28 protein-coding genes are annotated in these 25,634 nt (G+C 64.4%); 5 read left to right on the top strand and 23 right to left on the bottom strand.

Annotated elements, in window-relative coordinates; all coding sequences use genetic code 11:
• Positions 1 to 80 precede the first annotated feature (80 nt).
• From QX071_RS14430 to QX071_RS14410, 5 genes are all read right to left on the bottom strand, one after another.
• Positions 81 to 437 (bottom strand): integration host factor subunit alpha, encoded by a 357-nt coding sequence (locus QX071_RS14430; RefSeq protein ID WP_315703384.1) that lies wholly within the window; start codon positions 435 to 437, stop codon positions 81 to 83.
• A gap of 130 nt (positions 438 to 567) precedes the next feature.
• On the bottom strand, positions 568 to 1,542 hold the full coding sequence (locus tag QX071_RS14425; RefSeq protein WP_315703383.1) for a beta-ketoacyl-ACP synthase III: 975 nt from the start codon (positions 1,540 to 1,542) through the stop codon (positions 568 to 570).
• Positions 1,539 to 2,600, bottom strand: a complete 1,062-nt coding sequence (gene plsX, locus QX071_RS14420) for a phosphate acyltransferase PlsX (RefSeq protein ID WP_315703382.1) — start codon at positions 2,598 to 2,600, stop codon at positions 1,539 to 1,541. Before plsX ends, QX071_RS14425 begins: the two co-directional genes overlap by 4 nt.
• A gap of 282 nt (positions 2,601 to 2,882) precedes the next feature.
• Positions 2,883 to 3,509, bottom strand: a complete 627-nt coding sequence (locus QX071_RS14415; protein ID WP_315703381.1) for a DUF177 domain-containing protein — start codon at positions 3,507 to 3,509, stop codon at positions 2,883 to 2,885.
• A gap of 5 nt (positions 3,510 to 3,514) precedes the next feature.
• Complete coding sequence (locus QX071_RS14410) at positions 3,515 to 4,057, bottom strand: ubiquinol-cytochrome C chaperone family protein (RefSeq protein WP_315703380.1); 543 nt, start codon at positions 4,055 to 4,057, stop codon at positions 3,515 to 3,517.
• Positions 4,058 to 4,181: 124 nt separating this feature from the next.
• On the opposite strand from QX071_RS14410, the gene QX071_RS14405 reads away from it, so the two are divergent.
• Complete coding sequence (locus QX071_RS14405; protein WP_315703379.1) at positions 4,182 to 4,643, top strand: outer membrane protein assembly factor BamE; 462 nt, start codon at positions 4,182 to 4,184, stop codon at positions 4,641 to 4,643.
• A 128-nt stretch (positions 4,644 to 4,771) separates the two neighbouring features.
• Here QX071_RS14405 and QX071_RS14400 read toward each other — a convergent pair whose 3' ends face one another.
• The 13 genes from QX071_RS14400 to QX071_RS14340 all read right to left on the bottom strand — a co-directional run bounded on the left by QX071_RS14400 (position 4,772) and on the right by QX071_RS14340 (position 15,983).
• Positions 4,772 to 6,892: a sodium-translocating pyrophosphatase gene (locus tag QX071_RS14400; RefSeq protein ID WP_315703378.1), complete on the bottom strand. Its 2,121-nt coding sequence runs from the start codon at positions 6,890 to 6,892 to the stop codon at positions 4,772 to 4,774.
• Positions 6,893 to 7,101: 209 nt separating this feature from the next.
• Positions 7,102 to 8,097 (bottom strand): thiamine-phosphate kinase, encoded by a 996-nt coding sequence (thiL, locus tag QX071_RS14395; protein WP_315703377.1) that lies wholly within the window; start codon positions 8,095 to 8,097, stop codon positions 7,102 to 7,104.
• A 189-nt stretch (positions 8,098 to 8,286) separates the two neighbouring features.
• Positions 8,287 to 8,793, bottom strand: a complete 507-nt coding sequence (nusB, locus tag QX071_RS14390) for a transcription antitermination factor NusB (RefSeq protein ID WP_315703376.1) — start codon at positions 8,791 to 8,793, stop codon at positions 8,287 to 8,289.
• Between the two features lie 3 nt (positions 8,794 to 8,796).
• On the bottom strand, positions 8,797 to 9,288 hold the full coding sequence (gene ribH / locus QX071_RS14385; RefSeq protein WP_315703375.1) for a 6,7-dimethyl-8-ribityllumazine synthase: 492 nt from the start codon (positions 9,286 to 9,288) through the stop codon (positions 8,797 to 8,799).
• Positions 9,289 to 9,507: 219 nt separating this feature from the next.
• Positions 9,508 to 10,116 carry a riboflavin synthase gene (locus tag QX071_RS14380; protein WP_315703374.1) on the bottom strand — a complete coding sequence of 203 codons (609 nt, stop codon included), beginning with the start codon at positions 10,114 to 10,116 and terminating at the stop codon, positions 9,508 to 9,510.
• Positions 10,117 to 11,265: a bifunctional diaminohydroxyphosphoribosylaminopyrimidine deaminase/5-amino-6-(5-phosphoribosylamino)uracil reductase RibD gene (gene ribD / locus QX071_RS14375; protein ID WP_315703373.1), complete on the bottom strand. Its 1,149-nt coding sequence runs from the start codon at positions 11,263 to 11,265 to the stop codon at positions 10,117 to 10,119.
• Positions 11,262 to 11,747: a transcriptional regulator NrdR gene (nrdR, locus tag QX071_RS14370; protein WP_315703372.1), complete on the bottom strand. Its 486-nt coding sequence runs from the start codon at positions 11,745 to 11,747 to the stop codon at positions 11,262 to 11,264. Before nrdR ends, ribD begins: the two co-directional genes overlap by 4 nt.
• 172 nt (positions 11,748 to 11,919) lie before the next feature.
• A complete protein-coding gene (gene glyA, locus QX071_RS14365) occupies positions 11,920 to 13,224 on the bottom strand; it encodes a serine hydroxymethyltransferase (RefSeq protein ID WP_315703371.1) in 1,305 nt (434 codons plus the stop codon).
• A gap of 204 nt (positions 13,225 to 13,428) precedes the next feature.
• Positions 13,429 to 13,887 carry a hypothetical protein gene (locus tag QX071_RS14360; RefSeq protein ID WP_315703370.1) on the bottom strand — a complete coding sequence of 153 codons (459 nt, stop codon included), beginning with the start codon at positions 13,885 to 13,887 and terminating at the stop codon, positions 13,429 to 13,431.
• Positions 13,888 to 13,976: 89 nt separating this feature from the next.
• Positions 13,977 to 14,198, bottom strand: a complete 222-nt coding sequence (locus tag QX071_RS14355; protein ID WP_315703369.1) for a hypothetical protein — start codon at positions 14,196 to 14,198, stop codon at positions 13,977 to 13,979.
• A 10-nt stretch (positions 14,199 to 14,208) separates the two neighbouring features.
• Entirely contained in the window at positions 14,209 to 14,436 is a 228-nt protein-coding gene (locus QX071_RS14350; protein ID WP_315703368.1) for a hypothetical protein, read from the bottom strand.
• A gap of 189 nt (positions 14,437 to 14,625) precedes the next feature.
• Positions 14,626 to 15,135, bottom strand: coding sequence for a transcriptional regulator LdtR (gene ldtR / locus QX071_RS14345; RefSeq protein WP_315703367.1), 510 nt, complete (start codon positions 15,133 to 15,135; stop codon positions 14,626 to 14,628).
• A 383-nt stretch (positions 15,136 to 15,518) separates the two neighbouring features.
• The gene (locus QX071_RS14340; protein ID WP_315703366.1) at positions 15,519 to 15,983 is read right to left on the bottom strand and encodes a DUF6163 family protein; all 465 of its coding nucleotides are present in this window, start codon (positions 15,981 to 15,983) and stop codon (positions 15,519 to 15,521) included.
• 207 nt (positions 15,984 to 16,190) lie between these two features.
• Here QX071_RS14340 and hemB point away from each other — a divergent pair, with 207 nt between their 5' ends.
• From hemB to QX071_RS14325, 3 genes are all read left to right on the top strand, one after another.
• Positions 16,191 to 17,255 carry a porphobilinogen synthase gene (gene hemB, locus QX071_RS14335; protein WP_315703365.1) on the top strand — a complete coding sequence of 355 codons (1,065 nt, stop codon included), beginning with the start codon at positions 16,191 to 16,193 and terminating at the stop codon, positions 17,253 to 17,255.
• A 157-nt stretch (positions 17,256 to 17,412) separates the two neighbouring features.
• Positions 17,413 to 17,958 (top strand): RDD family protein, encoded by a 546-nt coding sequence (locus QX071_RS14330; protein WP_315703364.1) that lies wholly within the window; start codon positions 17,413 to 17,415, stop codon positions 17,956 to 17,958.
• Between the two features lie 75 nt (positions 17,959 to 18,033).
• Complete coding sequence (locus tag QX071_RS14325) at positions 18,034 to 18,810, top strand: arginyltransferase (RefSeq protein ID WP_315703363.1); 777 nt, start codon at positions 18,034 to 18,036, stop codon at positions 18,808 to 18,810.
• 78 nt (positions 18,811 to 18,888) lie between these two features.
• On the opposite strand, the gene QX071_RS14320 is transcribed toward QX071_RS14325, so the two are convergent.
• Positions 18,889 to 20,268, bottom strand: coding sequence for an Nramp family divalent metal transporter (locus tag QX071_RS14320; protein WP_315703362.1), 1,380 nt, complete (start codon positions 20,266 to 20,268; stop codon positions 18,889 to 18,891).
• Between the two features lie 223 nt (positions 20,269 to 20,491).
• On the opposite strand from QX071_RS14320, the gene QX071_RS14315 reads away from it, so the two are divergent.
• Positions 20,492 to 21,721: an MFS transporter gene (locus QX071_RS14315; RefSeq protein ID WP_315703361.1), complete on the top strand. Its 1,230-nt coding sequence runs from the start codon at positions 20,492 to 20,494 to the stop codon at positions 21,719 to 21,721.
• Here QX071_RS14315 and QX071_RS14310 read toward each other — a convergent pair.
• The 4 genes from QX071_RS14310 to QX071_RS14295 form a co-directional block, all read right to left on the bottom strand.
• The gene (locus QX071_RS14310) at positions 21,718 to 22,152 is read right to left on the bottom strand and encodes a universal stress protein (RefSeq protein ID WP_315703360.1); all 435 of its coding nucleotides are present in this window, start codon (positions 22,150 to 22,152) and stop codon (positions 21,718 to 21,720) included. The two genes, QX071_RS14315 and QX071_RS14310, sit on opposite strands and share 4 nt — an antisense overlap.
• A 59-nt stretch (positions 22,153 to 22,211) precedes the next feature.
• Positions 22,212 to 23,492 carry an adenylate/guanylate cyclase domain-containing protein gene (locus tag QX071_RS14305; RefSeq protein ID WP_315703359.1) on the bottom strand — a complete coding sequence of 427 codons (1,281 nt, stop codon included), beginning with the start codon at positions 23,490 to 23,492 and terminating at the stop codon, positions 22,212 to 22,214.
• Between the two features lie 29 nt (positions 23,493 to 23,521).
• The gene (dmeF, locus tag QX071_RS14300; RefSeq protein WP_315703358.1) at positions 23,522 to 24,505 is read right to left on the bottom strand and encodes a CDF family Co(II)/Ni(II) efflux transporter DmeF; all 984 of its coding nucleotides are present in this window, start codon (positions 24,503 to 24,505) and stop codon (positions 23,522 to 23,524) included.
• 181 nt (positions 24,506 to 24,686) lie between these two features.
• Entirely contained in the window at positions 24,687 to 25,631 is a 945-nt protein-coding gene (locus QX071_RS14295; protein ID WP_315703357.1) for a cation diffusion facilitator family transporter, read from the bottom strand.
• Positions 25,632 to 25,634 lie beyond the last annotated feature (3 nt).

Raw genomic sequence — 25,634 nt, 5'->3', positions numbered from 1 at the left:
TCGAACTATGACTCAGATTCGGCTGATTCGGACCGGTTCCATGGCCCGAGATCGCAACTTTGCCGCGTGGGCGCCGACGGCTATTCCGTCTCGGCGCCGACCTGGTCCGGCTGCGCCTCGCCGTTCATCTTGCCGGCCCCATGGCCGTTGATGCGCTGCTTGAGGATCGCCGACGGCTTGAACACCATCACCCGGCGCGGCGAGATCGGCACCTCGGTTCCGGTCTTGGGATTGCGCCCGATGCGCTGCCCCTTTTTGCGTACCATGAAGGAGCCGAACGACGACAGTTTCACCGTCTCGCCCCGCTCCAGACAATCGGTGATCTCTTTCAGCACCAGTTCGACGAACGCCGAGGACTCCGTCCGCGACAACCCGACCTTCTGATAAACTGCCTCGCAGAGATCAACGCGTGTGACCGTCTTTCCTGTGCCCACCATCGCCCGCCCCACCTCTCGGCGAATAATTTTGCCACGAAATTAAGAGGTTAAGGGGCAATGGTCAACAGCAGCGTGACCCCGGCCGATGCGAAAAAGCAGGATTCCGGCCGGCGTTAAGGGAGCGTTCAGCCTACCAGCGCAGCAGCGCCGAGCCCCAGGTGAAGCCACCGCCCATCGCTTCCAGCAGCACCAGATCGCCGCGTTTGATCCGGCCGTCCTTCACCGCAACGTCGAGCGCCAGCGGAATCGAAGCGGCCGAGGTATTGCCGTGCCGGTCCACCGTCAGCACCACTTTCTCCGGGGCGATATGCAGCTTGTGCGCAGAGGCATCGATGATTCGCTTGTTGGCCTGATGTGGCACGAACCATGTGACGTCCTCGGCGGTGACGCCGGTCGCATTGAAGGCATCGACGATGACGTCGGTGATCATGCCGACCGCGTGCTTGAACACCTCCCGCCCCTCCATCCGGAGATGGCCGACAGTCTGCGTCGAAGACGGACCGCCGTCGACATAGAGCTTCGATTTGTGGCGGCCATCGGAGCGCAGATGCGTGGTCAGCACGCCACGGTCGGCGGAGGTGCCCGGCTGGTCCTGCGCCTCCAGCACCAAGGCGCCGGCGCCATCGCCGAATAGCACGCAGGTACCGCGATCGTTCCAGTCGAGAATGCGCGAGAAGGTCTCGGCGCCGATCACCAGCGCGCGCTTGTAAGCGCCGGTGCGCAGGAAGTTGTCGGCGGTGGCGAGCGCAAACACGAAACCGGAGCAGACCGCCTGCAGGTCGAACGCCGCACCATGCGTGATGCCGAGCCCGTTCTGAACCGCGACCGCGGTCGCCGGAAAGGTATTATCCGGCGTCGAAGTCGCAAGCACGATCAGCTCGATCGACTGCGGGTCGATATCGGCGGAGCGAAGCGCGGCGCGCGCCGCATTGATCGCGAGATGCGAGGTGAACTCGCCGTCGGCGGCGATATGGCGCTGATGAATCCCGGTACGCTGAACGATCCACTCGTCGGAGGTATCGATGCGGCTTGCCAGTTCGGCATTGGTCACGATGCGCTGCGGCAGGTATGAACCACAGCCGAGCACCACCGAACGTTTGATCACGAGACAGGCTCCTGGTCGGTCGGTACGGAGGCCAACGCACCGCCGTCGCGATTGAGTGTTTGATTGATCTTGGTCAGGAGATCGTAGCGGGCCATCTCATAGCCAACATTGACCGCAGAGGCAAAGCCCTCGGCATCGGTTCCGCCATGGCTCTTGACCACGATGCCGTTGAGGCCAAGCAGCACGCTGCCGTTGGACTTGCCCGGATCCAATCGATTGCGCAGCGCGCGGAATGCGCTGCGCGCGAGCAGATAGCCGATCCGCGCCCGCCACGTGCGCTCGATCTCGCTGCGCAGATATTGCGTGATCTGGCGCGCGGTTCCTTCCGCGGCCTTGAGCGCGATGTTACCGCTGAAACCTTCGGTCACGACCACATCGGCGGCGCCCTTGCCGATGCCGTCCCCCTCGACGAAGCCGATATAATCGAGCTGCGGCAGATTCATCGCGCGGAGCAACTCCGCCGCCTCGCGGATCTCCTCGTGTCCCTTCATCTCCTCGACGCCGATATTGAGGAGACCGACGCTCGGGCGCGGATTGTTGAACAGCACGCTCGCCATTGCCGCGCCCATCGCCGCGAGTCCCACAAGGTGGCGGGCATCGCCGCCGATGGTGGCGCCGAGATCGAGCACCACGGATTGGCCGCGCATGGTCGGCCAGATCGCCGCCAGCGCCGGCCGATCGATGCCGGTCAGCGTGCGCAGGCAGAACCGCGCCATCGCCACCAGCGCGCCGGTGTTGCCGGCGGAGACCGCAACATCGGCCTCGCCCTTTTTCACGGCCTCGATCGCAAGCCACATCGACGATGTCTTGCGGCCACGTCGCAGCGCCTGGCTCGGCTTGGCATCATTGCTGACGGCGACGTCGGTGTGGATCACGCGCGAGGCCGCCTTCAGGGCGGGGTGCCGGTCGAGCTCAGGGACGATCTTGGCGCTGTCGCCGAACAGCAGGAACTGCGTGTCGGGACGGCGGGCCAGCGACATCGCCGCACCGGGAATCACGACAGCCGCGCCGACGTCCCCGCCCATGGCGTCCAGCGCGATTCGAACCTTTTGCGGCATGACGTCCCGGAAACCTGATCTCTTAAGCGAGCCTCGTGAAGGAACACCCCGGCACGTGGAGAGGCCCGCACCCATCCGGGTGCGACAAGGTCACCCGGCCCGGCCGGACAATAGCGTCTCCGGATGCCGAAACAACCTCTTGACCTCACGCGATTTTCTGCCCGCCGGTAGCCACGGGCACAAGCTCACAGCCGATTCCCTCAACTGTTCCAATGCATTATGGCCGCTTTACGAGGATTGGTGCCAAAGCCTCCGCGCAACTGTCTTGTGCGCAAAACAATGTCACTTGTCGTTCGCCTTGCCCGTGGGCTTGTTGGGGCGGGCTTTGCCTTCGCTCGCCCCGCCGACCGGGTTGAGCGCTTTCAGCGCCGCGAAAGGATGATCTTCGGGATTTGCGGCGGTGACAGCCTGCTCGAACACGGCGCCCGGCTTGCGCGGATAGGGATCGATGCCGAGAAGCAGGGCGTCGGTCGCCAGGCGTGCGAGGTCGATCTGGCCGTTCAGAATCGGCTCTGGCGGGTCGGGCACTTCGGCATCGCTCTCGCCATTGTCGTCCACGAGGTCGGCCAACTGCGGAATCTGCTCCGGTGGCGCGAACATCTGGTCGATGGGCTCATCGATCTCGCTCTCGATCGGATCCAGCGTCACCACGCAGATCTGCCCGACGCGCGCGCGGACCCTGCCCTCGACATGGACCTTGCCATCGCGCTTCAAGAAGACGTCGAAGGAGGCGTGAGCCGAGATCACCTCGGGCAGGTCGGCGATTTCGGCCATGGCGGCACGGGCGGCCGGATCGGCCTCGATCTCGCGATGCAGTCCGGCTTCCGGAATCTGGGCCACGATCACCGGGGGCGCGCGCCATGGCTCCCGCGGAGCGGGTTTCGGGGCGTCTCTGTCTGCTCTGCTCATCCAGCTCAATCCTGCTCCAGCGGCGCGGGGAAGGTCCAAGCGGCCCGCAACAGCGCCGTGTCGTCAAGCGCCGCGAGGCTTGCCGCCACCTTGCTCGCATAGACCGCAAGGCGCTGCGCGCTTTCGGGGTGCTTCCCATTCAAGATATTCTTCTGCAAGGCGTCCGCCAGACGCGGCTCGCCATCCTGCCAAGCGAGGTCGTAAGCCGCGGTGCGGCCATAGAACGCCTCGCCAAAGGTGCGCATGCGCCGGGGCACGGCGAGGTCCCCCACTCCCATTTCGCGCAGATTCGCGTCCATATCGTCGCAGAAATGGTCGAACAGAGCCTGCGACAGCTCCGTTCCGCCGCTGGCCGTGCGCAGCCGCAGCAAGACCAGCCAGAGGTGGAGGATCAAGAGATCGAACCGGCCATCCACCGTATCAGGCACACCCAAGTGTTTATAAAACAAGGGTTCTCGGGCCTGCGCCACGATCATGCCATAGATCGGCTCAATGGTCGCCCGCGGGGACAGCCGAGATTTCCTGACATGGTTGAACGGCCAAAACATCGACGGTTCCGCTCCTTGCCCCCTGCTTGCGGAGGCATGTTGCAATCGGCGGGCTTGCCCGGTACGTCAACCCCCGGCCCGACGCAAGGGGACGGGATCCGTTCTTGAAAAGATGACCCAGACAATGCGAATGACTGCCCGCACGTTCTCTCGCGGCCTGAGTGCCCGTTTGCGTATCGCAGGCGCCGTGGCGCTCACCTGCCTCGTGCTCTGTGCCTGCACCGGCGAACAGTTCCAGAAGGGCTACATCCTGCCACCGGGCGCGCTCGAGCAGATCCCGATCGGGGCGAGCCAGGACCAGGTGCTGATCGTGATGGGGACGCCGTCGACCGTCGCGACCCTCGACGGCGAGGTCTTCTATTACATCTCGCAGCGCGCCGAGCGTCCGGTCGCCTTCATGAATCAGAAGGTCGTCGACCAGCGGGTGATCGCAGTCTATTTCGACAAGAACCGTCAGGTGCGACGGCTCGCCAATTACGGCCTGAAGGACGGCAAGATCTTCGACTTCATCAGCCGCACCACGCCGACCTCGGGCCAGGAGCTCAGCTACCTGACGCCGCTGTTCAAGCTGCTCAGCTTCAACTGACGGCGAAGCCGGAGTCTCGAGATTATCGATCGAGATGCCGGTTCGCGCGCACCGGCAGGACAGCGAAGACATCAAAAACCCCGCGGCTCACACCGCGGGGTTTGTCATTCAGGAGGCGCCCGCCGACCTCAGTGTGCCAGGATCGCGAGCAGCAGCAGCGCGACGATGTTGGTGATCTTGATCATCGGGTTCACCGCGGGCCCGGCCGTGTCCTTGTAGGGGTCGCCAACGGTGTCGCCCGTCACCGCCGCCTTGTGGGCGTCGGAGCCCTTTCCGCCGTAATGGCCGTCCTCGATATACTTCTTGGCGTTGTCCCAGGCGCCGCCGCCCGAGGTCATCGAGATCGCCACGAACAGTCCGGTGACGATGACGCCGAGCAGCATCGCGCCCACGGCCGAGAACGCCGCCGACTTGCCGGCCGGGCCGCCGCCCGCGATCGCATAGATCGCGAAATAGACGAAGATCGGCGACAGCACCGGCAGCAGCGACGGGATGATCATCTCCTTGATCGCCGCCTTGGTCAGCAGGTCCACGGCCCTGCCGTAGTCCGGCTTGTCGGTGCCCTGCATGATGCCGGGCTTCTCCCGGAACTGGCGGCGCACTTCCTCGACGATGGCGCCGGCGGCACGGCCGACCGCGGTCATGCCCATCGCGCCGAACAGATATGGCAAGAGGCCGCCGAACAGGAGACCCACCACCACGTAAGGATTGTTCAGCGAGAAGTCCGGATTGACGCCCTTGAAGTAGAGGTGGTTCGCGGAGTCGGCGATGAAGAACTTGAGGTCCTGATTATAGGCCGCGAACAATACGAGAGCGCCGAGACCGGCGGAGCCGATCGCATAGCCCTTGGTGACCGCCTTGGTGGTGTTGCCGACCGCGTCAAGCGCGTCGGTGGACTTGCGCACCTCCTTCGGCAGGCCCGCCATCTCGGCGATGCCGCCGGCGTTGTCCGTCACCGGGCCGAACGCGTCGAGCGCGACGATCATGCCGGCCAGCGACAACATGGTCGTGGTGGCGATCGCGATGCCGAACAGGCCGGCGAGGCTGTAGGTGATGAGGATGCCGGCGATGATGACGAGCGCAGGCAGCGCGGTCGCCTCCATCGAGATCGCGAGCCCCTGGATCACGTTGGTGCCGTGGCCGGTGACCGAGGCGGCTGCGATCGACTTCACCGGACGATATTCCGTGCCGGTGTAGTATTCGGTGATCCAGATGATCAGCCCGGTGACGACAAGGCCGACGATGCCGCATTCGAACAGCGCCATGCCGGTGAACTCGACGCCCTCGAGCTTGCCGAAGCCGACCAGCCAATAGATCACGAACGCCACGCCGACCAGTGACAGGACGCCGGTCGCGATCAGGCCCTTGTACAGCGCCCCCATGATCGACTGGCTGGGGCCGAGCTTGACGAAGAAGGTACCGATGATCGAGGTGATGATGCAGATGCCGCCGATCGCCAGCGGCAGCGTCATCATGTCGGCGAGAAGCAGCGTCTTGGCAAAGAAGATCGCCGCCAGCACCATCGTCGCGACCGCGGTCACCGCATAGGTCTCGAACAAGTCGGCCGCCATGCCGGCGCAGTCGCCGACATTGTCGCCGACATTGTCAGCGATGGTGGCGGGATTGCGCGGATCGTCCTCGGGAATGCCGGCCTCGACCTTGCCGACGAGGTCGCCACCAACGTCGGCGCCCTTGGTGAAGATGCCACCACCGAGACGGGCGAAGATCGAGATCAGCGAGGCGCCGAAGCCCAGCGCGACCAGCGCATCGACCACGGTGCGGCTGTCGGGCGCGAACTTCATGAACTGGGTCAGGACCATGAAATAGATCGTCACGCCGAGCAGCGCGAGACCGGCGACCAGAAGCCCGGTTATGGCGCCGGACTTGAACGCAAGCTCCAGCCCGCCGGCGAGCGAGGTCGTCGCAGCCTGCGCGGTACGGACATTGGCGCGGACCGAAACATTCATGCCGATGAAGCCGGCCGCACCGGACAGGATCGCGCCGATCGCAAAGCCGATCGCCACCAGCGTGCCGAGGAAATAGGCCAGGAGCAGGAAGATAACGACGCCGACGATCGCGATCGTCGTGTACTGACGGCGCAGATAGGCCTGTGCGCCCTCGCGCACCGCGGCCGCAATTTCCTGCATGCGTGCGTTCCCGGCGTCCGCCTTCAGGACCGACGACGTGGCCCAGATCGCGTAGACGACCGCAAGCGCTCCGCAGAGCACGATCACCCATAATGCTGACATGTAGTTTCCTCGGCTTTCTGCTTCCAGCTTATACCCACGTATCGCCGCGGTTGTGCGACGCACGCGCCCCATATTCGGCCGCCCACTTGCGGGGAGGTCCTAAACGGCCTCGACCTTGCCAAAATCGCCATCATGGCGCAACGCCGCGAAAGCCGAACCGCTGTAAAATCGGTCAGCCTTTCGTCGGACGATGCGGGCGCGAATGGGTGTCAGAAGTGACTGAAGGACAAGTGCTTCAAGCTGATCTCGGCGCCCCGTCCATCCAGAAAGCGGGGACGAGCCATTCCCGCAACGACGGTACCGATCTCGGTGACCGCGACACCGACGCGTCCGGCCGCCGCCAGAAATCCGTCGCGCTGCGCTGCAGGAACCGTACAGAGAATCTCATAATCGTCGCCGCCGGAAATCAATGTCTCGATCCGCGCCGCACCAAGGGTGAGCAAAGCGGTGGCTGCGGACGAGGTCGGAAGACGTGACAGTTGGATGTCGGCGCTGACACCGGAGGCGGCGCACAGCTTGGCGAGGTCGCCGGCCAGGCCGTCCGAGACATCCATGGACGCCGTCGCAAAATCCCGGACCGTCGCGGCCAAGGCGTTGCGCGGTTGCGGCACCCGATAGCGTCCGACCAGCATCTCGCGCGCGGCAGGATCGCTCGCAAGCGCCTTGGCCGCGGCGCCGCCCTTGAGCACGTCGAGGCCGAGCACGGCATCCCCGATCGTCCCGGTGACAAAGACGCCATCTGCCGGCATGGCCCCGAAGCGGTGCACCATGCGGCCCGAAGGCACCCTGCCCCAGGCCGCAATCGAGATCATCACCGGTCCCGGCGTCGAGACGGTGTCGCCGCCGAGCAGCGGACAGCCGAAGCTTGCGGCATCCTCGCCGAGCCCACGGGCGAAGGCGCTGAGCCAGGCATCATCGGCTTTGCGCAGCGCCAGCGTCAGGACGAAGCCGGCCGGCGTCGCGCCCTTGGCTGCGAGATCGGAGAGATTGACCCGCAGCGCCTTCTTGGCGATCGCATCAGGCGGATCGTCGGGCAGATAGTGGACCCCCTCGACGATAGCGTCGGTCTTGACCACAATATCATCGCCATCGGCCTTGATGATCGCGGCGTCATCGACGAGGCCGAAGGCACCGGGATCGGTCGCCAGCGGCTTGAAATAGCGCGCGATCAGGGAATCTTCGCCGGAGGGAGGGTCATGGGTCATCAGTTCCCTCGCCGCGCCACATTGTCAGCGCTCGGCTTGACCGGGCGATCAAGCACGCCGCGGCCCGTCCGTATCCCTCGAATGTCTCTGGAATACTGGTTCACCCGCCTTCGCGGGTGATGACAGCCGAATAAACCGGTTGGTTCCGAACCGTTCCGCAACGATTGTGCTCCGGCCCAATGCATCCAACTACTTCTGCTCGAACTCGTCACCGCGATATTGCCGCGCGAGCTGATCGAGCACCGCATTCACCATGCCGGTCTCGTCACGCTCCACGAAAGCATGCGCGACATCGACATATTCGGACACGACGACGCGCGCCGGAATATCCTTGCGATGTTCGAGCTCATAGGCGCCGGCGCGCAGCACCGCGCGCAGGATCGCCTCGATCCGCTTCAGCGGCCAGCCGCGCGACAAAGCCTCGTCGAGCACCGGATCGATCTTCTTCTGATCGCGCACCACGCCGGAGACGATATCCCGGAAGAAGGCAGCTTCGGCCGGCAGATATTGCTCGCCCTCGACCTCATTGCCGATCCAGTGGCTCTCATATTCGGCGAAGATGTCGTTGATGCCGGTGCCGCCGATGTCCATCTGGTAGAGCGCCTGCACGGCGGCGAGCCGCGCCGCCCCGCGGCGATTGGCCTTGCGATCGGGGCCCTTGTGCTTGGTCTCGGTCTTGTTCCTGGGCTCGGCCATGGATCAACCTCTGGCAAGGCGGCGCTTGATGCGCAGCATCGCGAGCGCGGCACGTGCCGCGTCGCCGCCCTTGTTGAGCTCGGCAGCGCGCGCCCGTGCCCAGGCCTGCGCCTCGGTGTTGACGGTGAGGATGCCGTTGCCGAGCGGCAGCCGCCTGTTGACCGCGAGGTCCATCAGCGCGCGTGAGGATTCGTTGGACACGATCTCGAAATGGATGGTGTCGCCGCGGATCACGCAGCCGAGCGCGATCGCCGCGTCATAGGGCTTGCCGTGGCTCTCCGCCGCGTCCAGCGCGATGGCGATCGCGGCCGGGATCTCCAGCGCACCGGGGACCGTGAGCACGTCATGCGTGACGCCGGCCCCCTTCAGCTCGGCCACCGCCCCTTCGAGCAGCGCGTCCTGGATGTCGTCATAGAACCGCGCCTCCACGATCAGCGCCCGGGCGCCGGAAATGTCGGTCTGGTCCTTCAATGGGGCGCGCCGCGCGTCTGCCATCAGTATGTTTCCATCGTCATGGTGCCTCACCCGGAGGAGCGGCCAATTGGCCGCGTCTCGAAGGGGCGGATGAATTTCGGCCTCATGGTTCGAGACGGCGCTTTCGGAGCGCACCGTCCGCCGACAACCTCGCGACCGGTCGGCCTGCTCGGGTGCATGCGCCTCCTCGCCATGAGGGTTGGCCTTGTAAGCGTGGCCGCCGACAATGCCAAGGAAAAGCTATCTCATCTCCGCCAGGCGCGCCGCGTAGCGCGCCATGAGGTCGACCTCGATATTGACCTCGGTGCCTGCCTGCCAGGACGACAACGTGGTCACCTCGAGCGTATGCGGAATGATCAGCACCGAGAACGTCACATCGTCCACCGTGTTGATCGTCAGCGACACGCCATCGAGCGTCACCGAGCCTTTCGGCGCGATGAAACGGGCAAGCTCGCGCGAGGTCTTTAGCACGAAGCGCGCCATGTCCGGCAGATCCTCGCGGCTCACGATGGTCGCGATCCCGTCGACATGGCCGGCGACGATATGGCCGCCCAACTCGTCGCCGATCTTCAACGCCCGCTCCAGGTTCAACCTGGTGCCGACCTTCCAATGTTTCGCCGTGGTCAGCGCCAGGGTCTCGGCGGCGGTATCGACCTCGAACCAGGTCTTTCCATCGGCAATGCCGGATTGCACAACTGTCAGGCAGACGCCGTTATTGGCGATCGAAGCGCCATCGGCGATCCCAGCCCGGTCGTAATGGCAGGCAACGCGCAACCGATGCAGCTGGCCCTGCGCCGTCGGCGTCAGGCTCAGGATCTCACCCACATCGGTGACAATGCCGGTAAACATTTAGGTGCGCTCATAAATCGTGAGGGTGTCGGTATCGAGCGTCTCGCTAGCACGAACCCGGTAGGCCGGCGACTGCGTGATTGCGGCGAGCGGCAATGCACTCAGCGCAGCGATCCCATCCGCCCCGACCGGCTCAGGTCCCCGCAGCAGCCAGATTTCATCGACCAGGCCGCTGGCCATGAAAGAGGATGCCACCTGGCTGCCACCCTCGACCATCAGGCGGGTGACGCCGCGTTCGGAGAGCGCGCGCAGGACGGCCGCGAGGTCAAGCCCGGGCGACGGGCAAGGCGGCATCCGGATCACCTGCGCGCCCGCCGCGCCGAGCCGAGTGGCCGCCGCAGCCTCCGCCGTTTCGGCGCAGGCCAGCCAGAGCGGCGTCGCGCGCGCCGACCGCATCAGCCGGCTGTCTACCGGAATGCGCAGCGCCGTGTCGAGCACCACCCGCACGGGCGATCGGCTCGCCATGCCCGGCAAGCGGCAGGTCAGAAGCGGATCGTCGGCGAGCACCGTGCCGATGCCGACCAGGATCGCATCGCATTGGGCGCGGAGCAGGTGAACGCGTGTCCTGGCGGATTCGCCGGTAATCGCCACCGGCTTGTGGCCGGCCGCCGCGATCTTGTCATCCGCGGAGACCGCCAGCTTGAGGATGACATGCGGGCGCCCATCGCGGACGCGGCGGAAGTGACCGGCGTGGTCACGCGCCGCGTCAGCCGAACACAGGCCGACCTCGACCTGGATGCCGGCAGCGCGCAATTTCGCATGGCCCTGCCCTGCAACCTCCGGATTGGGATCTTCGATCGCCGACACCACTCGCGCGACGCCGGCGGCAATCACCGCATCCACACAGGGCGGCGACTTTCCGAAGTGCGAGCACGGTTCGAGCGTCACATAAAGCGTGGCGCCTTTTGCCGCTTCGCCGGCGCGCCTGAGCGCCTCGGGCTCCGCATGCGGACGCCCGCCGGGCTGGGTCCAGCCGCGCCCGACGATGATGCCATCCTTGACCACCACGGCCCCGACCGCCGGATTGGGCCAGGTGCGGCCCAGCCCACGCTGCCCGAGCGACAGCGCCAGTTGCATGAAGCGGCGGTCGGCTTCCTTCTGCGCGCGAAGCTTCTCGCCGACCTGGTCGATCAGCACGCGAAAGATCATTTGCGGACCGGCGCGAGCCGCGGCGCGTCGTCCTCGGAAGACAGCTCGCCGAGAACCGCCTCGAAATCCTTGGCTTCGCGGAAATTGCGATAGACCGAGGCGAAGCGGACATAGGCGACGTCGTCGAGCTGACGCAGGTGCTCCATCACGATCTCGCCGATCGCCTCCGACGACACCTCCGCCTCGCCGCCGCTCTCGAGCTCGCGCACGATCGCCGAAACCATCTTCTCCACGCGCTCCGGATCGACGGCGCGCTTGCGCAAGGAGATTTGCACCGAGCGCATCAGCTTGTCGCGGTCGAACGGCACGCGGCGACCGTTGCGCTTGATCACGGTGAGTTCGCGCAGCTGCACCCGCTCGAAGGTGGTGAAGCGAAAGTTGCAGGAGAGGCAGACCCGCCGCCGCCGGATCACCGAGGAGTCCTCGGTGGGCCGGGAGTCCTTCACCTGCGTATCGAGGCTGTTGCAGCTGGGGCAGCGCATCTAGTGCTCCGATTCCGAAGTTCGCATCGTCTCGCGGCCACCTTCTTTTGCGAACTTCGGCATCAAAGCAGCACTAGCGACTTTCGATTTTCGTGCGGCTTTGAATCCGAAGTTCCGACAAGCGGGTGCGGCAAAGATGAGGAAAGTTCAAATCCGCCGCACCAGTTGAGCCTTACTGATAGATCGGGAAACGATCGGTCAGCGCCTTCACCTTCTGCTTCACGGCGGCCTCGACCAGCGGCGCGCTGCCGTCCGGCGCCTGCGCGATCGCGTTCAGCACCTCTGCGATCAGGCCGGCAACCTCCTGGAATTCGGCGACGCCGAAACCACGGGTGGTCGCCGCCGGCGTCCCGAGACGGAGGCCAGAGGTGACGAAGGGCTTCTCCGGATCGAACGGGATGCCGTTCTTGTTGCAGGTGATTCCGGCCCGGACCAGCGCCTTCTCCGACACGTTGCCCTTCAAGCCCTTCGGCCGCAGGTCGACCAGCATCAGATGGTTGTCGGTGCCGCCGGAGACGATGTCGAAACCGTGGGCGCGCAGGGACTCCGCGAGCGCCTTGGCGTTCTCGACGATGTTCTTGGCGTAGGCCTTGAACTCGGGACGCAGCGCCTCGGCAAAGGCCACCGCCTTGGCCGCGATCACGTGCATCAGCGGGCCACCCTGCAGGCCCGGGAAGATCGCGGAGTTGAGCTTCTTGGTCAGGGACTCGTCGTTCCACAGGATCAGGCCGCCGCGCGGGCCACGCAACGATTTGTGCGTCGTCGTGGTTACGACATGGGCGTGCGGCACCGGCGAGGCATGGACGCCGCCGGCGACGAGGCCGGCGAAGTGCGCCATGTCGACCAAGAAGTAGGCGCCGACGCTGTCGGCGATCTCGCGGAAGCGCTTGAAGTCCCAGGGGCGCGAATAGGCGCTGCCGCCGGCGATGATCAGCTTCGGCTTCACCTCTTCGGCCTGCTTGGCGACCGCGTCCATGTCGATCAGTTGGTCCTCGCGCCGCACCGTGTAATGCGAGGCCTTGAACCATTTGCCGGACATGTTCACCGGCGAGCCATGGGTCAGGTGACCGCCCGCCGCGAGGTCGAGGCCCATGAAGGTGTCGCCAGGCTGCAAGAGCGCCAGGAACACCGCCTGGTTCATCTGGCTGCCGGAGTTCGGCTGCACGTTGGCGAAGTTGGCGCCGAACAGCTTCTTGGCGCGGTCGATCGCGAGGTTCTCGGCGACGTCGACCCATTCGCAGCCGCCATAATAGCGCGCGCCCGGATAGCCTTCCGCATATTTGTTGGTCATCACCGAGCCCTGCGCTTCCAGTACGGCCCGGCTGACGATGTTCTCGGATGCGATCAGCTCGATCTCATGCCGCTGGCGACCGAGTTCGCCCTTGATGGCTGCCGCGATCTCCGGATCGGCCTCGGCGAGCGTGGCGGTGAAGAAGGAATCGGGGGCGGATGAGGGCTTGGCGCTGGTGGCTGTCATCGGCGAAATATCTCCGCGGCCGCAAGCCTTTAGCGGATTGCGGTCGGTTTCTCGAGGCGGTCGGAAAGAACTCTTCGCCATTACCACACCGGCCGGGTCAGGCCAAGCGGTTGCGGTCAGGCCTCCGATTTATGCCAAGATATGGTGGACGGGCACGCGCTGAAAGCCCTCGGCCCTGGGAGGCTCCGGCCGCGCCAACCGCCGTCAGGCCCCGCCGCACATGTGCTGGTCGTCGGGCATCTTCCAGGCCTGATTGGTCCGGAGATTCGTGGTCTCGTAGACACGACCCCGGTCATCGCCGGGCGGACAATCCTTCGGAATGGAGATGAGGCAGAACCGAACCTTGTCGCCCACTTTCGAGCCAGCAAGCGCAGCATCCCACTCATACGACACCTGCGTGTCCTTGTTGGTGTAGCGAACATAGCTGCCGGGATCGATCACACCCCTCTTGATCGGTTTCCGCGAGAGCTTCTCCCCGGAGCGGTCCGCGATCTCGGCGATCGTTCTCTCCGCACATTCGCCGACCTTGGTCGGATTTGCGACCAGGACCGGCTCCGCGGCGGCCGTGGCGTTGCCAACGGCATCGGCAGTTGGCGACGCGTTCTGGGAACAGGTCGAGATCAACAAGAGCGGAATGTAGAATGCGCGCGACAACCCCAGCATCGGTGCCCCCAACACGAAAACCTGTATGAAGCGGTCGCTTCATACAGGTTGTGTCTGTGCCGATGCAATCGTTTTGCGTGGGGGTAGGCTCAAAGCCCCGTATAGCCCGCCTTCACCGGATCGACGCGGCCATCGAGCTGGCGCAGATAGGTCAGGCCACACACGGTGAGCCGGTGTGGGTCGCGCTCGCCGGCTTCGAACAACGTCTTCACGTAGTCGGCCACCTTGCGCCGCGCCTCTTCGCTCGCCGCAGAGGTACGGTTCGCGAGCAGGTCGTAGGTGTGCATGATGCGATCGATCGCAGCTTCCATGGGGTCCCCTTCAGTCAGGCGGCGTCGCAGCCTCGAACATTGCGATCGCCATGTTGGCGAGCTTCAGCTTGTTGAACTCGCCGCGTTGAAACAGGAGAACGATGATGTCGACCAGGTGGTCGTTGGGCTGGAACGTGTCGGGCATGCCGCCTGAGCGGCGCAAGTAGTTCGCAGCGATGGCATAAGCATCGCTTACGACCTCCGCACTCATCGCCTGCATGCCACGTTCAACCAGCATCGTTCGTCCTCCGGCGCGGTGGGACAACCCCGCTGACGCCGATCTGGTTCCAATGCGCAACGGGAGTTTTCCGCGAACGCAAAAGACGAACGCGCCGGCTCGCATCACGAGCCGGCGCGCCGGGACATGTCAGGTTGTACAGCAAGGCGCTTTGCGGGCGCGCCCCCGCCCGACCTTGTTTGACTGCGATCAGAGCCGATAGAGGATCTGATCGGTCCAGAAGCGCTCGAGCCGGTGCAGCGACTTATTGAGCGTGGCGAACTCCTCGTTGGAGATGCCCCCCACCTGCTCCACCGTCTTGACGTGCTTCTGATACAGCGCCTCGACGATCTTGCGGATCTCCTGACCCTGCGGCGTCAGGCGGATGCGCACCGAGCGGCGGTCGACGCGCGAGCGCTGATGATCGAGGAAGCCGAGTTCGACCAGCTTCTTCAAGTTATACGAAACGTTGGAGCCGAGATAATAACCGCGGGTGCGCAGCTCACCGGCGGTCAGCTCCTTGTCGCCGATGTTGTAGAGCAGCAGAGCCTGAACCGAGTTGATATCAGAGCGACCGCGGCGATCGAACTCGTCCTTGATGACATCGAGCAGGCGGCGGTGCAGCCGCTCCACCAAGGTCAAGGCTTCCAGGTACGCCGACTGCACGGTGCCCTGGGGCGCGCGCTCAGTCTCCACGGCCGTAGCAACGGCTTTCATCATGACACTTCCCCTGTCGTCGTTTTTGTCGACTTATTCGACGAAACTTTTGTCCCGTCTGATAAAACGAGCTTAAGGGGGCCGATTTGAATATCGGCTTAAACAAGAGCATAAATACAGAATGAATTTAAGAGAGTGAATTCTCTTTTAAGCCAGCGATTAAAGCACTTTACGCAAGACTCCATTGACGGTGAGCGTGTGATGTTCGCGCTTTGTCCCAAGCCCTGTCACATTCCAAAACAGGTGCATCGCCCCGCGCTAAGGAGCGCGTAACAGCTGTGGCGACGGACTTTAAGCTGTTCGAAACGTTACCCGCAACCCAGAGACGAGATCGAGACGCAAAGCTCATTGCGCACAACCTCACGATGCCGAGACCGTTAACGCCGCTATGGCGGACGTTCCCGTGCCGCCATCCAGGCCAACACGAGATAGGCCGCCAGCATGACGGCTTCGCCCCCGACCACGATCAGGCTGCCGCCATAGATGGCGGGGAACATCAACTCGATCACCGCCATCGAGACCACGGTGGTCAGCCAGACCACCGCCCCCCAGGGCGTGGCGAGCCACAGCCCGACCGCTGCGACCAGCTCGATCACGGCGAAATAGACGGTTGCCGCCTGCCAGGCCATGGGCTGGTTCTCGAAAGCCTCGTCCTCGCCCCCGATGAAGCCTGTCACCTGGGCCCAGTGATAAAGCCCCTTGGCGATCGACAGCATCGCCATCACCCGCAGGAACAGAACGAGGCGCCGCGTCCAGACGTTATCGTCGCTGTCCGGACGCTCCGACGACAGCGCTGCAACCGACATGGCGCCATCGCGCGGCAGATCCCGCGGGGTGGGAATTTCAGGCATCGAGACCTCGTCTGATCGGGCAAATGGCCTTCATGTGGCCCCTTTCGGTCATGCGTGGCGCGCGATTATCGGTGAGCTGCTGCGTCAAAATGAGCGGGCAGCTTGCGCGAGGTCAAGTGACGCCGCGCGGTCAAGGTGCTACAGAAATTTGGAATTACAACAAGTCAAATCAGCCGGCCGGCAACCTCCTCCAGGAGAGAGACTCTTATGGCGATCAAATTCGGGCGTCCGATCGAAGTGCGCGACGTTGCGCGCAATGTCACCACCACCGTGGCTCCTTCCCTCGATCTGACCATCCGTCCCCGCCGCAACCGCAAAGCCGAATGGGCCCGTCGCCTGGTGCGGGAAAACGTCCTGACCACTGACGATCTGATCTGGCCGCTGTTCGTGGTCGAGGGCCAGAAGACCCGCAGCGTGGTCGCGTCGATGCCCGGCGTCGATCGGCTGAGCGTCGACGAAATCGTCCGCGACGCCGAGCGCGCGGTCAAGCTGAACATCCCCTGCCTGGCCCTGTTCCCCTATACCGATCCCTCGCTGCGCGACGAGAACGGGTCCGAGGCCTGCAACCCGGACAATCTGGTCTGCCAGGCCGTGCGTGCCATCAAAGCGGAGTTCCCCGACATCGGCGTGCTCTGCGACGTCGCGCTCGATCCCTTCACGAGCCACGGGCATGACGGGCTGATCAAGGATGGCCGGATCCTCAACGACGAGACGGTGGCGGTCCTGGTCAGGCAGGCGCTGGTGCAGGCCGAAGCCGGCTGCGACATCATCGCGCCGTCGGACATGATGGACGGCCGGGTCGGCGCCATCAGGCAGGCGCTCGATCAAGCCGGCTTTCAGGACGTGCAGATCATGGCCTACGCCGCGAAATATGCCTCTGCATTCTATGGTCCGTTCCGCGATGCGATCGGTTCGGCCAAAGCGTTGACCGGCGACAAGCGCACCTATCAGATGGACAGCGCCAATTCCGACGAGGCCCTGCGCGAGGTCGAGCTGGATATCGCCGAAGGGGCCGACATGGTGATGGTGAAGCCCGGCCTGCCCTACCTCGATGTCGTCCGCCGCGTGAAGGACACGTTCGCGATGCCGACCTTCGCCTATCAGGTCTCCGGCGAATACGCGATGATCGCGGCGGCCGCGAATAATGGTTGGATCGACGGCGATCGCGCGATGATGGAGAGCCTGTTGGCGTTCAAGCGCGCCGGCGCCGACGGCGTGCTGACTTATTTCGCTCCACAGGCGGCGGAAAGGCTGCGGCAGCAGAATTCGTAGTTCTGCAACTCCCGAGGCTGCCGGAGACCGTGAACCCGTCCGGCGCTCCTGGCGCAGCCCCGGAATTGCCTGAATATTTGCGACGGCATCTCGCCGCACGCCCTTGCAAGGCCGGAGGCGGTTCCCATGTCCTGCTTGCCAATCGGGAGGACAATCCATGACCTATACGGGCTCGGGTGGTAGCCGCTGGGGCGGTGGCGGACCGGATATTCGGCCTCACGCGTTTGATCCCGCTCTGCAGCCGGAGCTGTTTCGCGGCGTGCTGTTGCGACGCATGGTCGCGTTCCTGATCGACCTGGTCGTGCTCGCGATTCCAGTGGTCCTGGCCGTGATCTTCATCGCGGTGTTCGGCCTCATCACCCTTGGGCTCGGCTGGGCGCTGTTCTGGCTGATCTCACCGGCATCGGTGATCTGGGCGCTCGTCTATTACGGCAGCACCATCGGTGGTCCGCATTCCGCCACCATTGGCATGCGCCTCATGGATCTCGAACTCCGCACCTGGTACGGAGCACCGGGCTATTTCGTGCTCGGCGCCGTGCATGCAGTCTGTTTCTGGATCTCGATTTCGGTGCTGTCACCGTTGGTGCTTCTGCTTGGGCTCTTCAACAGCCGCCGGCGGCTGCTGCACGACTTCCTTCTGGGAACCGTGATCGTCAACACCTCGGTGCGCTCGCAACGGGTTGAGCCGGTCCGCACCTATTGACTCATCAAACCGATTGACCGGCAGCGTCCGGAGCGCAATTCTATCGATCATCGCTTTGGAGGCTGATGAGCATCCTTGACCCAGCATTCGCGTGATACCCCGCAATTCTACCTGACGGCGCCCTCGCCTTGCCCCTATCTACCGGGGCGGCAGGAACGGAAGGTCTTCACGCATTTGGTCGGCGACAAGGCGACCGATCTCAACGACCTCCTCACCCATGGCGGCTTTCGGCGCAGCCAGTCGATCGCGTATCGTCCGGCCTGCGACCAGTGCCGGGCCTGCGTCTCGGTGCGGGTGATCGCGAATGAGTTCCGAGCCTCGCGCAACTTCCGCAAGGTACTCGCCCGCAATGCCGACCTCGTCGGCGAGCAGCGCAGCGCCGTCCCCACCTCGGAGCAATATTCGATCTTCCGCAGCTATCTCGACCAGCGGCACCGGCACGGCGGCATGGCCGACATGACGGTGCTGGATTACGCCATGATGGTCGAAGACAGCCATGTCGAGACCCGGATCATCGAATATCGCCGGCGCAATCCAAGCAACGGTCCGAACGGACGGGGCGGCGAGCTCGTCGCGGCGGCGCTCACCGATGTGCTCAGTGACGGCCTGTCCATGGTCTATTCGTTCTTCGATCCGTCGGAGATCTCGCGCTCGCTCGGCACCTTCATGATCCTCGACCATATCGCCCGTGCGCGACGGCAGGGCCTGCCTTACGTCTATCTCGGTTATTGGATCGAGAGCTCCCAGAAGATGGACTACAAGAGTCGCTATCTGCCGCAGCAGCGGCTGGCCGCAGCCGGCTGGCTGCGCGTGGATGCCGAAGGGCACACGGCGCCGGAGCCGCAGGATTGAAGCAGGCCGATTGGCGAATAGGGAGTAGCGAATGGTTCGTTTCCCTACTCGCTACTCCTCATTCGCTACTCGCTTCGCTTATCCCAAATAATCCGCGACCAGCTTCACATTCAGCCCGATGATCGCAACCGCGATCGCGCTCGCAACGGCCGTCAGCCAGCGCGGCGCGACGAACGCGCCCATCTTGGCGCGGCTCGCCGTGATCAGCACCAGTGGGACGATGGCGAATGGCAGCTGCAGGCTGAGCACGACCTGGCTCAGGATCAGGAGCTGACCGGTGGCCTTCTCGCCAGCCCAGATGGTGACGACCACGGCCGGCACGATCGCGATCGTCCGTGTGATTAGCCGGCGCAGCCACGGCGCAATCCGCCAGTGGAGGAAGCCTTCCATCACGATCTGACCCGACAAGGTCGCGGTGATCGTCGAATTCAGGCCACAGCATAGGAGTGCGATCGCAAACAGGCTCGGCGCAATCGTGGAGCCCAGCAGCGGCGCGAGAAACGAATGCGCCTGATCGAGCTCTGCAACCTCGAGCTGTCCTCTCCTGTGGAAGGTCGCCGCAGCCAGGATCAGGATCGAGGCGTTGATGGTCAACGCAAGGCACAGTGCAATGGAAGAATCGATCGTCGACAGCGTGATCGCCTCGCGCTTCTCCGCGGGGCTGTCGCCATAACCGCGCGTCTGCACCAAGCCCGAATGGAGATAGAGGTTATGCGGCATCACGGTGGCGCCGAGAATGCCAAGGGCGAGATAGAGCATCTCGGAATTCGCAAAGAGCTGCCCGGTCGGCACGAAGCCCTTGAGAACGGCGCCCCAATCCGGGTGCGCCATCGCGATCTGGGCCGCGAAACAGGCAGCAATCACCCCGAGGAGCGCGACGACAAAGGCCTCGATCCAGCGGAAGCCAAAGGCCTGCAAGGCCAGGATGAGAAACACATCCAGCGCCGTGATGCAGACGCCGATCGCGAGCGGGATACCGAACAGCAGACCGAGGCCGATCGCGGTGCCGATCACCTCCGCAAGATCGGTCGCGGTGATCGCGACCTCCGCCGACAGCCACAGCGGAATTGAGACCCAGCGCGGGGTCGCATCGCGACAGGCTTGCGCGAGATCGCGCCCCGTGCCCACCCCGAGGCGGGTGCAGAGCGACTGCAGCACGATCGCCATCAGATTGGAAAGCAACGCCACCGACAGCAGCGTGTAACCAAACTTTGAGCCGCCGGCGAGCGACGTCGCCCAGTTGCCGGGGTCCATATAGCCGACAGCAACAAGGTAGCCGGGGCCGAGAAACGCCAGCAACTTGCGCCACAGCGATCCTTTGGCCGCCGTCCGCACCGAGCCGAACAGCTCTCCCAGCGACGGCGCGCCACGATCCCCCTTCCAGCCACGCGCCAGCGGGCCGCCGTCCGCCGGCGCGACGCTATGTCCTTGCGAAAATTCTGACGGATGCGCGTCCATGCTGCTATTCTGAACCAGAATTCTTTTTAATGCAATTGATTTGCAACTGCAATTAGGCCAATCCGTTCCGGTCGGTTCTCTTTAAGGGGAGCACCAGCAACTGGTCGGTTCGGCGTAACGGGACATCGTCACACAGCAGCTTGAGGGCCCAATCGGAAAGCGGGTGGGCGCGCGTTGCCGGCTTGCCGAGAATGGCGGGCATCATCGCCTCAAGGACCGTGCAATGTTCCACTCTACGCCCGCCCTGCCCGTGACATTCAACCGCCTGGCCTGGTCCAATCTCGCCGCGCAGTCCGCCGAACAGATTGCGCTGGCTGCCGCTCCCATCGTCGCCGTGCTCGTGCTCGGGGTCGGCGAAGGCCAGTCCGGCTTGTTGCAGACCGCACTGACCGCTCCATTCATCCTGTTTGCCATTCCGGCTGGCCTGCTGACGGACCGTCTCTCAAGACGAATTCTCATGGCCTCCGCCGAGGCGTTGCGGGCGCTCGCCCTGCTCATCATCTTCCTGGCAATCTGGGCCAACGCGCTCACATTGTCCTTGCTTGCGGCGCTCGGCTTTGCCGCCGTCTGCGGCACCGTCGTCTTCAGTGTCGCCGCCCCCGCGCTGGTCCCTTCATTGGTGACGCCGGCTTTATTGCCTGCGGCGAATGCGCGGATCGAACTCGCCCGCACGATCGCCTTTGCGTCGGGACCGGCGCTCGGTGGCATGCTGGTGGGCTGGATCGGAGCGGCGGCGGCCTTCGCCTGCGCTGCAGCGCTGTCCATCGCCGCCGTGGCCTGCCTGACCGGCGTGGAGGAGCCGTCCCGTCCACCGCGGCCCCGACGGCATCCGCGAGCGGAGATCCAGGAAGGCGCCGCGTTCGTGCTGCGGCATCCATTGCTGCGCCCGGTCTTCGTCACCCAGTTCATCTTCAACACCGCGCATTTCCTGCTGCTGGCCGTGTTCGTGCCCTATGCGGTGCATCGACTCGGGCTGTCGGCGACCGGGGTCGGCACCGTGCTCTCGATGTTCGGGTCCGGCATGGTCCTCGGCGCCCTGCTCGCCACCCGGATCATGCGACGGCTGGCCTTCGGCATCGTGATCGGTCTTGGGCCCGTCGCCGGCTTCGTCGCCGCGCTGCTGATGGCGTTGACCACGCTCGTCCCCTCGCCATGGCTGGCCGGCTTGAGCTTCTTTCTCCTCGGCGCGGGACCTATTCTGTGGGTGATCTCGACCACCACCCTGCGCCAATCGGTGACGCCGGCCAGCCTGCTCGGTCGCGTCTCGGCCATCAACATCCTGAGCTATGGCGCGCGGCCGCTCGGATCGTTGCTGGGCGCCATCATTGGCGGCACCTATGGAGCCGATGTCTGCCTCTACCTCGTCGCCCTCATTTTCGGCCTTCAGGCCCTGGTCATCCTCACATCGCCTGCGGTGACGCTCGCGCGCCAGCCGGAGATGCAGGCCGCCTAGCGATAGACCAGGATCGGAACGGTCGAGTGCGTGAGCACCTTCAGCGTCTCGCTGCCCAGGATCGCTGAGACGCCGCGCAGGCCATGCGAGGCCATCACCACCAGATCGCAGTCGCGGTCGCGGGCGGTATCGACGATGGCTTCGTATGGCTTGTCGTGCTCGACACACAGCGTTTCGCAGGCGACCCCTACGCGCTCGGCGTCTTCCTTGACGTGGTTCAGATATTTCGCGGTCTGCTCGGCGACCAAGGCCTTGTACTGCGCCAGCGCCCTGGTGGCAGCGGTGGGATCGACGACCAACGAGTGCAGAGGCGTCGAGACCACGAGCGCCGTGATCTTCGCGCCCGTCGCTTTGGCAAGTGCAATCCCGTGCTTCATCGCGGCTTTGGACAGGTCGGAACCATCGGTCGGCAGCAGAATGTGCGTATACATAGCGTGATCTCCCACTCATGATCCTGGGCGGAGTTCGCGCTCCATTGCATTGACTTGGCTCAAGGTCCCCGATTCAAAGTGCCGGCTCCGAGATAGGCCTCGTAGCCGCGCGCTGCCGCCTCGCTCGCGGCGATTTCAGGATCCAGCGTATAGAGGTCTTGCGCGCGTCCGATGCCTCGCAATGCATAACGGCCGGTCGACACCAGGTGCGGGCGGCCTTCTGCATCGAGCCCGTCGCAGAACTCCGCCGAGGCCAGCAATTCGCGATCGATCGAACGGCACATCGAGGCGATGCGGCTGACCTCATTCACCGCGGGTCCGACCACGGTGAAGTCGAGCCGGTCCTCGCTGCCGATATTGCCGTAAAAGACTTCGCCGACATGCAGACCGACATAGGCCGACGTCACCGGCCGCCCCTCCTGTGTCCGCCGGGCGTTGAGAGCGGTCATATTGAGTCGAAACCGGTGCTCGGCACGCAAGGCCGCCCGCCGCGCTTCGGACATGTCCTGGCCGGTGAAAATCGCGAGAACACCATCGCCGATCAGTTTCAGGACATCACCGCCTGCCTCGTGAATCGCGTCGATCGAGGCCTGGGCGTAGTCGTTGAGCAGCGGGATGATCTCGTCCGGCGAGATGCTCTCCGAGATCGCGGTCGAGCCGCGCAGATCGGAGAACCAGAGCACGGCGTTGATGCGTTCGGTGATACCGCGCGAGATCTGGCCTTGGAGCACCTGCTCGGACGCACCGCGGCCTAGATAGACCCGGCCCAGCGTTCGCACGATATCGACCTGCTGCGCAGACTTGATGGCAAGGCCGAGCACGGGCACGAGGTCGCGCAGCGCTTCGACCTGCGTTTCCGCGAAGCCGCCGATGCGCCGGGTCAGCCAGCAGGAGTAGAAGCAATCCATCTGGCCGAGGGTGCCGGCCTCGCCGAAGCGGTGCACGAAGGAGAGGAAATGCTGGTGGCCCTTCTCTGCGAACTCATGGATCAGCGAAAAATCCAGATGGGCACAATTCGTGAGATCGATGCTGAACTCGTCGTGGCCCTTCTCCAGCATGTAGTGAAAGGTCGAACGCTTCCAATTGTTGGCCGCTTCGCCCTCGCTGGTCGATCCATACTCGAACGTATCGCTTTCATTGGTCGGCCGATCGTTCCAGCGAAAGCCACGTCCCTCAAAGATCGGATGCAGCGTATCGATGAAGATCATCCCGCGGGACAGCTCGATTCCACCCTGCCGGCAGCGCTCGCAGAAGCCGCGCAGAATGTCTTTCTCCGGCACCCCGGAGAGGCTCTGCCCCACCAGCCAATTGATCAGCACGAGGCGGTCGGAGATATCCATCTTCGGTCTTTTACTTCTATCTTTCGCGTTCAGCGCCGCAGTCCATGCTCGACCTCCACCGTGACATGGCTCAGCGTGGTCAAGTCGCGCAGACGTTGCTTGTAGGTCGCCGGTGCCAGGGGATTGTCGGAGACCAGCGAGACGACGACGCCCCGGTGCCCCGGACCGAGCTGCCACAGATGCAGATCCGTGACATGGTCGCCGCCGGCCTCCAGCCGCGCGCGGATGGTTGCCTCGAGCCGCCGGTCGGCATTGACGTCGAGCAGCACCGCACCGGCGTCGCGGATCAGCCCATAGGCCCAGCTCGCAATGACGGCGCTGCCGATCACGCCGACGACGGCATCCGCCCAGGCCCACCCCGAATACATCCCGACCAGAAGCGCAGCGATCGCCAGCACAGAGGTCGCGGCATCGGCCAGCACATGGACATAGGCCGCGCGCAGGTTGTTGTCGTGGTGGTGACCATGATGGTGGTGATGATGATCGTGATCGTCGTCATCATCATGGTGCTCGTGACGATGGACGTGTTCGTGGCCATGACCGTGATGATGATGATCATGGCTATCAGCCAGCAGCCAGGCGCTGGCGAGATTGACCACCAACCCCAGTGCCGCTACCGCCACGGCCTCGCCATAGGCGATCGGAACCGGGTTGATCAAACGGAGCACGCTCTCATAGGCGATCTGGATCGCGATCAGCAGCAGGATGATGGCGCTGGAGAAGGCGGCGAGTTCCCCGAATTTTCCGGTGCCGAATGTGAACTGCGGATTGCGCGCGTAGCGGCGCGCAAACAGGTAAGCAAGCCCGGCGATCCCGAGCGCTGCCGCGTGGGTCCCCATGTGCCAGCCGTCGGCCAGCAGCGCCATCGAGCCGAACAGCGAGCCGGCGACGATCTCGCCGATCATCATCGCGAGCGTCAGCGCGACCACGAACCAGGTGCGGCGCTCGTTGCGCTCATGCTGCGCCCCCAGAAACACATGATCATGCGCCCACTGATCCGCATGTGACGGCATTCTCGCTCTCCCTCAGCCTATCCCGCACCGGCATATGCATGGCCACGGCGTCCGGCGTCGACTACAGACACGGCCGTTGACATTATCACGACAGAACTTGGATTCCGACCCGCTGCCGCCGCGCGGCATCGGCACCGTGGCCGTCGTGCTCGGATTTCCGGGGGCTCGCCGGGCCACCGCTCTACACCACATGCGCCGGGGCGAGCTTGCAGGCGCAACCATCGGTCTCGATCTGCAGGGTCGGATGCTGGATGTTGAAGCGGTGCGACAGTTCCCCACAAACCCTGTGCAGAAAGTCATCGTCGGCGCCGCCGCACCGGACGAGATGGGCCGTCAATGCGGTTTCGTTGGTGCTCATCGCCCAGATGTGCAGGTCGTGGACCTCGCTGACGCCCTCGAGCGAGGCAAGATAATCCCGGACTGCCGGCAGTTGGATGTCGCGGGGAACAGCATCGAGCGCCAGATTGACGCTGTCGCGCGCCAGCTCCCAGCCGCTCACCAGCACCACGGCCGCAATCAGAAGGCTGACCACCGGATCGACCCAGAGCCAGCCGGTCGCCATGGTGATGATGGCGGCAACCACCACGCCAAAGGACACGCCGGCGTCGGCGGCCATGTGCAGATAGGCGCCGCGGATGTTGAGATCGTCATGCCGGCCGCGCATGAACAGCAGCGCGGTGGCGCCGTTGATGACGATGCCGAGGCTGGCCACCCATAGCACGGTCGCGCCCGCGACCTGTGTCGGGCTTTGCAGCCGGTCGATGGCCTCGACCGCAATGCCGCCGACCACGAGGAGCAGGAGGCCGGCATTGACGAGCGCGGCGAGAATCGAGGCCCGCCTGTACCCGTAAGTGTGCCGGTCGGTCGGCCGCTTCTGCGCGAGCCAAAGCGCCCCCCAGGCGAGCAGCAGCGACATCACGTCGGACAGATTGTGGACCGCGTCCGAGATCAGCGCCAGCGAATGCGCGGCATAGCCGAAAACGAGCTCGGCAATGACGAAGGCGGTATTGAGCGCCACGCCGATCGCAAACGCCGCGCCGAAACTCGCCGGCGCATGGCTGTGGCCGGCATGGCCGTGCGCATGGGAGTGGCCATGGGAATGATCGCCGGAATGAGAATGCGCCATCCG

This window comes from Bradyrhizobium sp. SZCCHNS1022, assembly GCF_032484835.1.
Lineage (GTDB): Bacteria > Pseudomonadota > Alphaproteobacteria > Rhizobiales > Xanthobacteraceae > Bradyrhizobium.
Note: the sequence above shows the minus strand (reverse complement) of the source record. Positions and strands in the feature narration are given on the sequence as shown.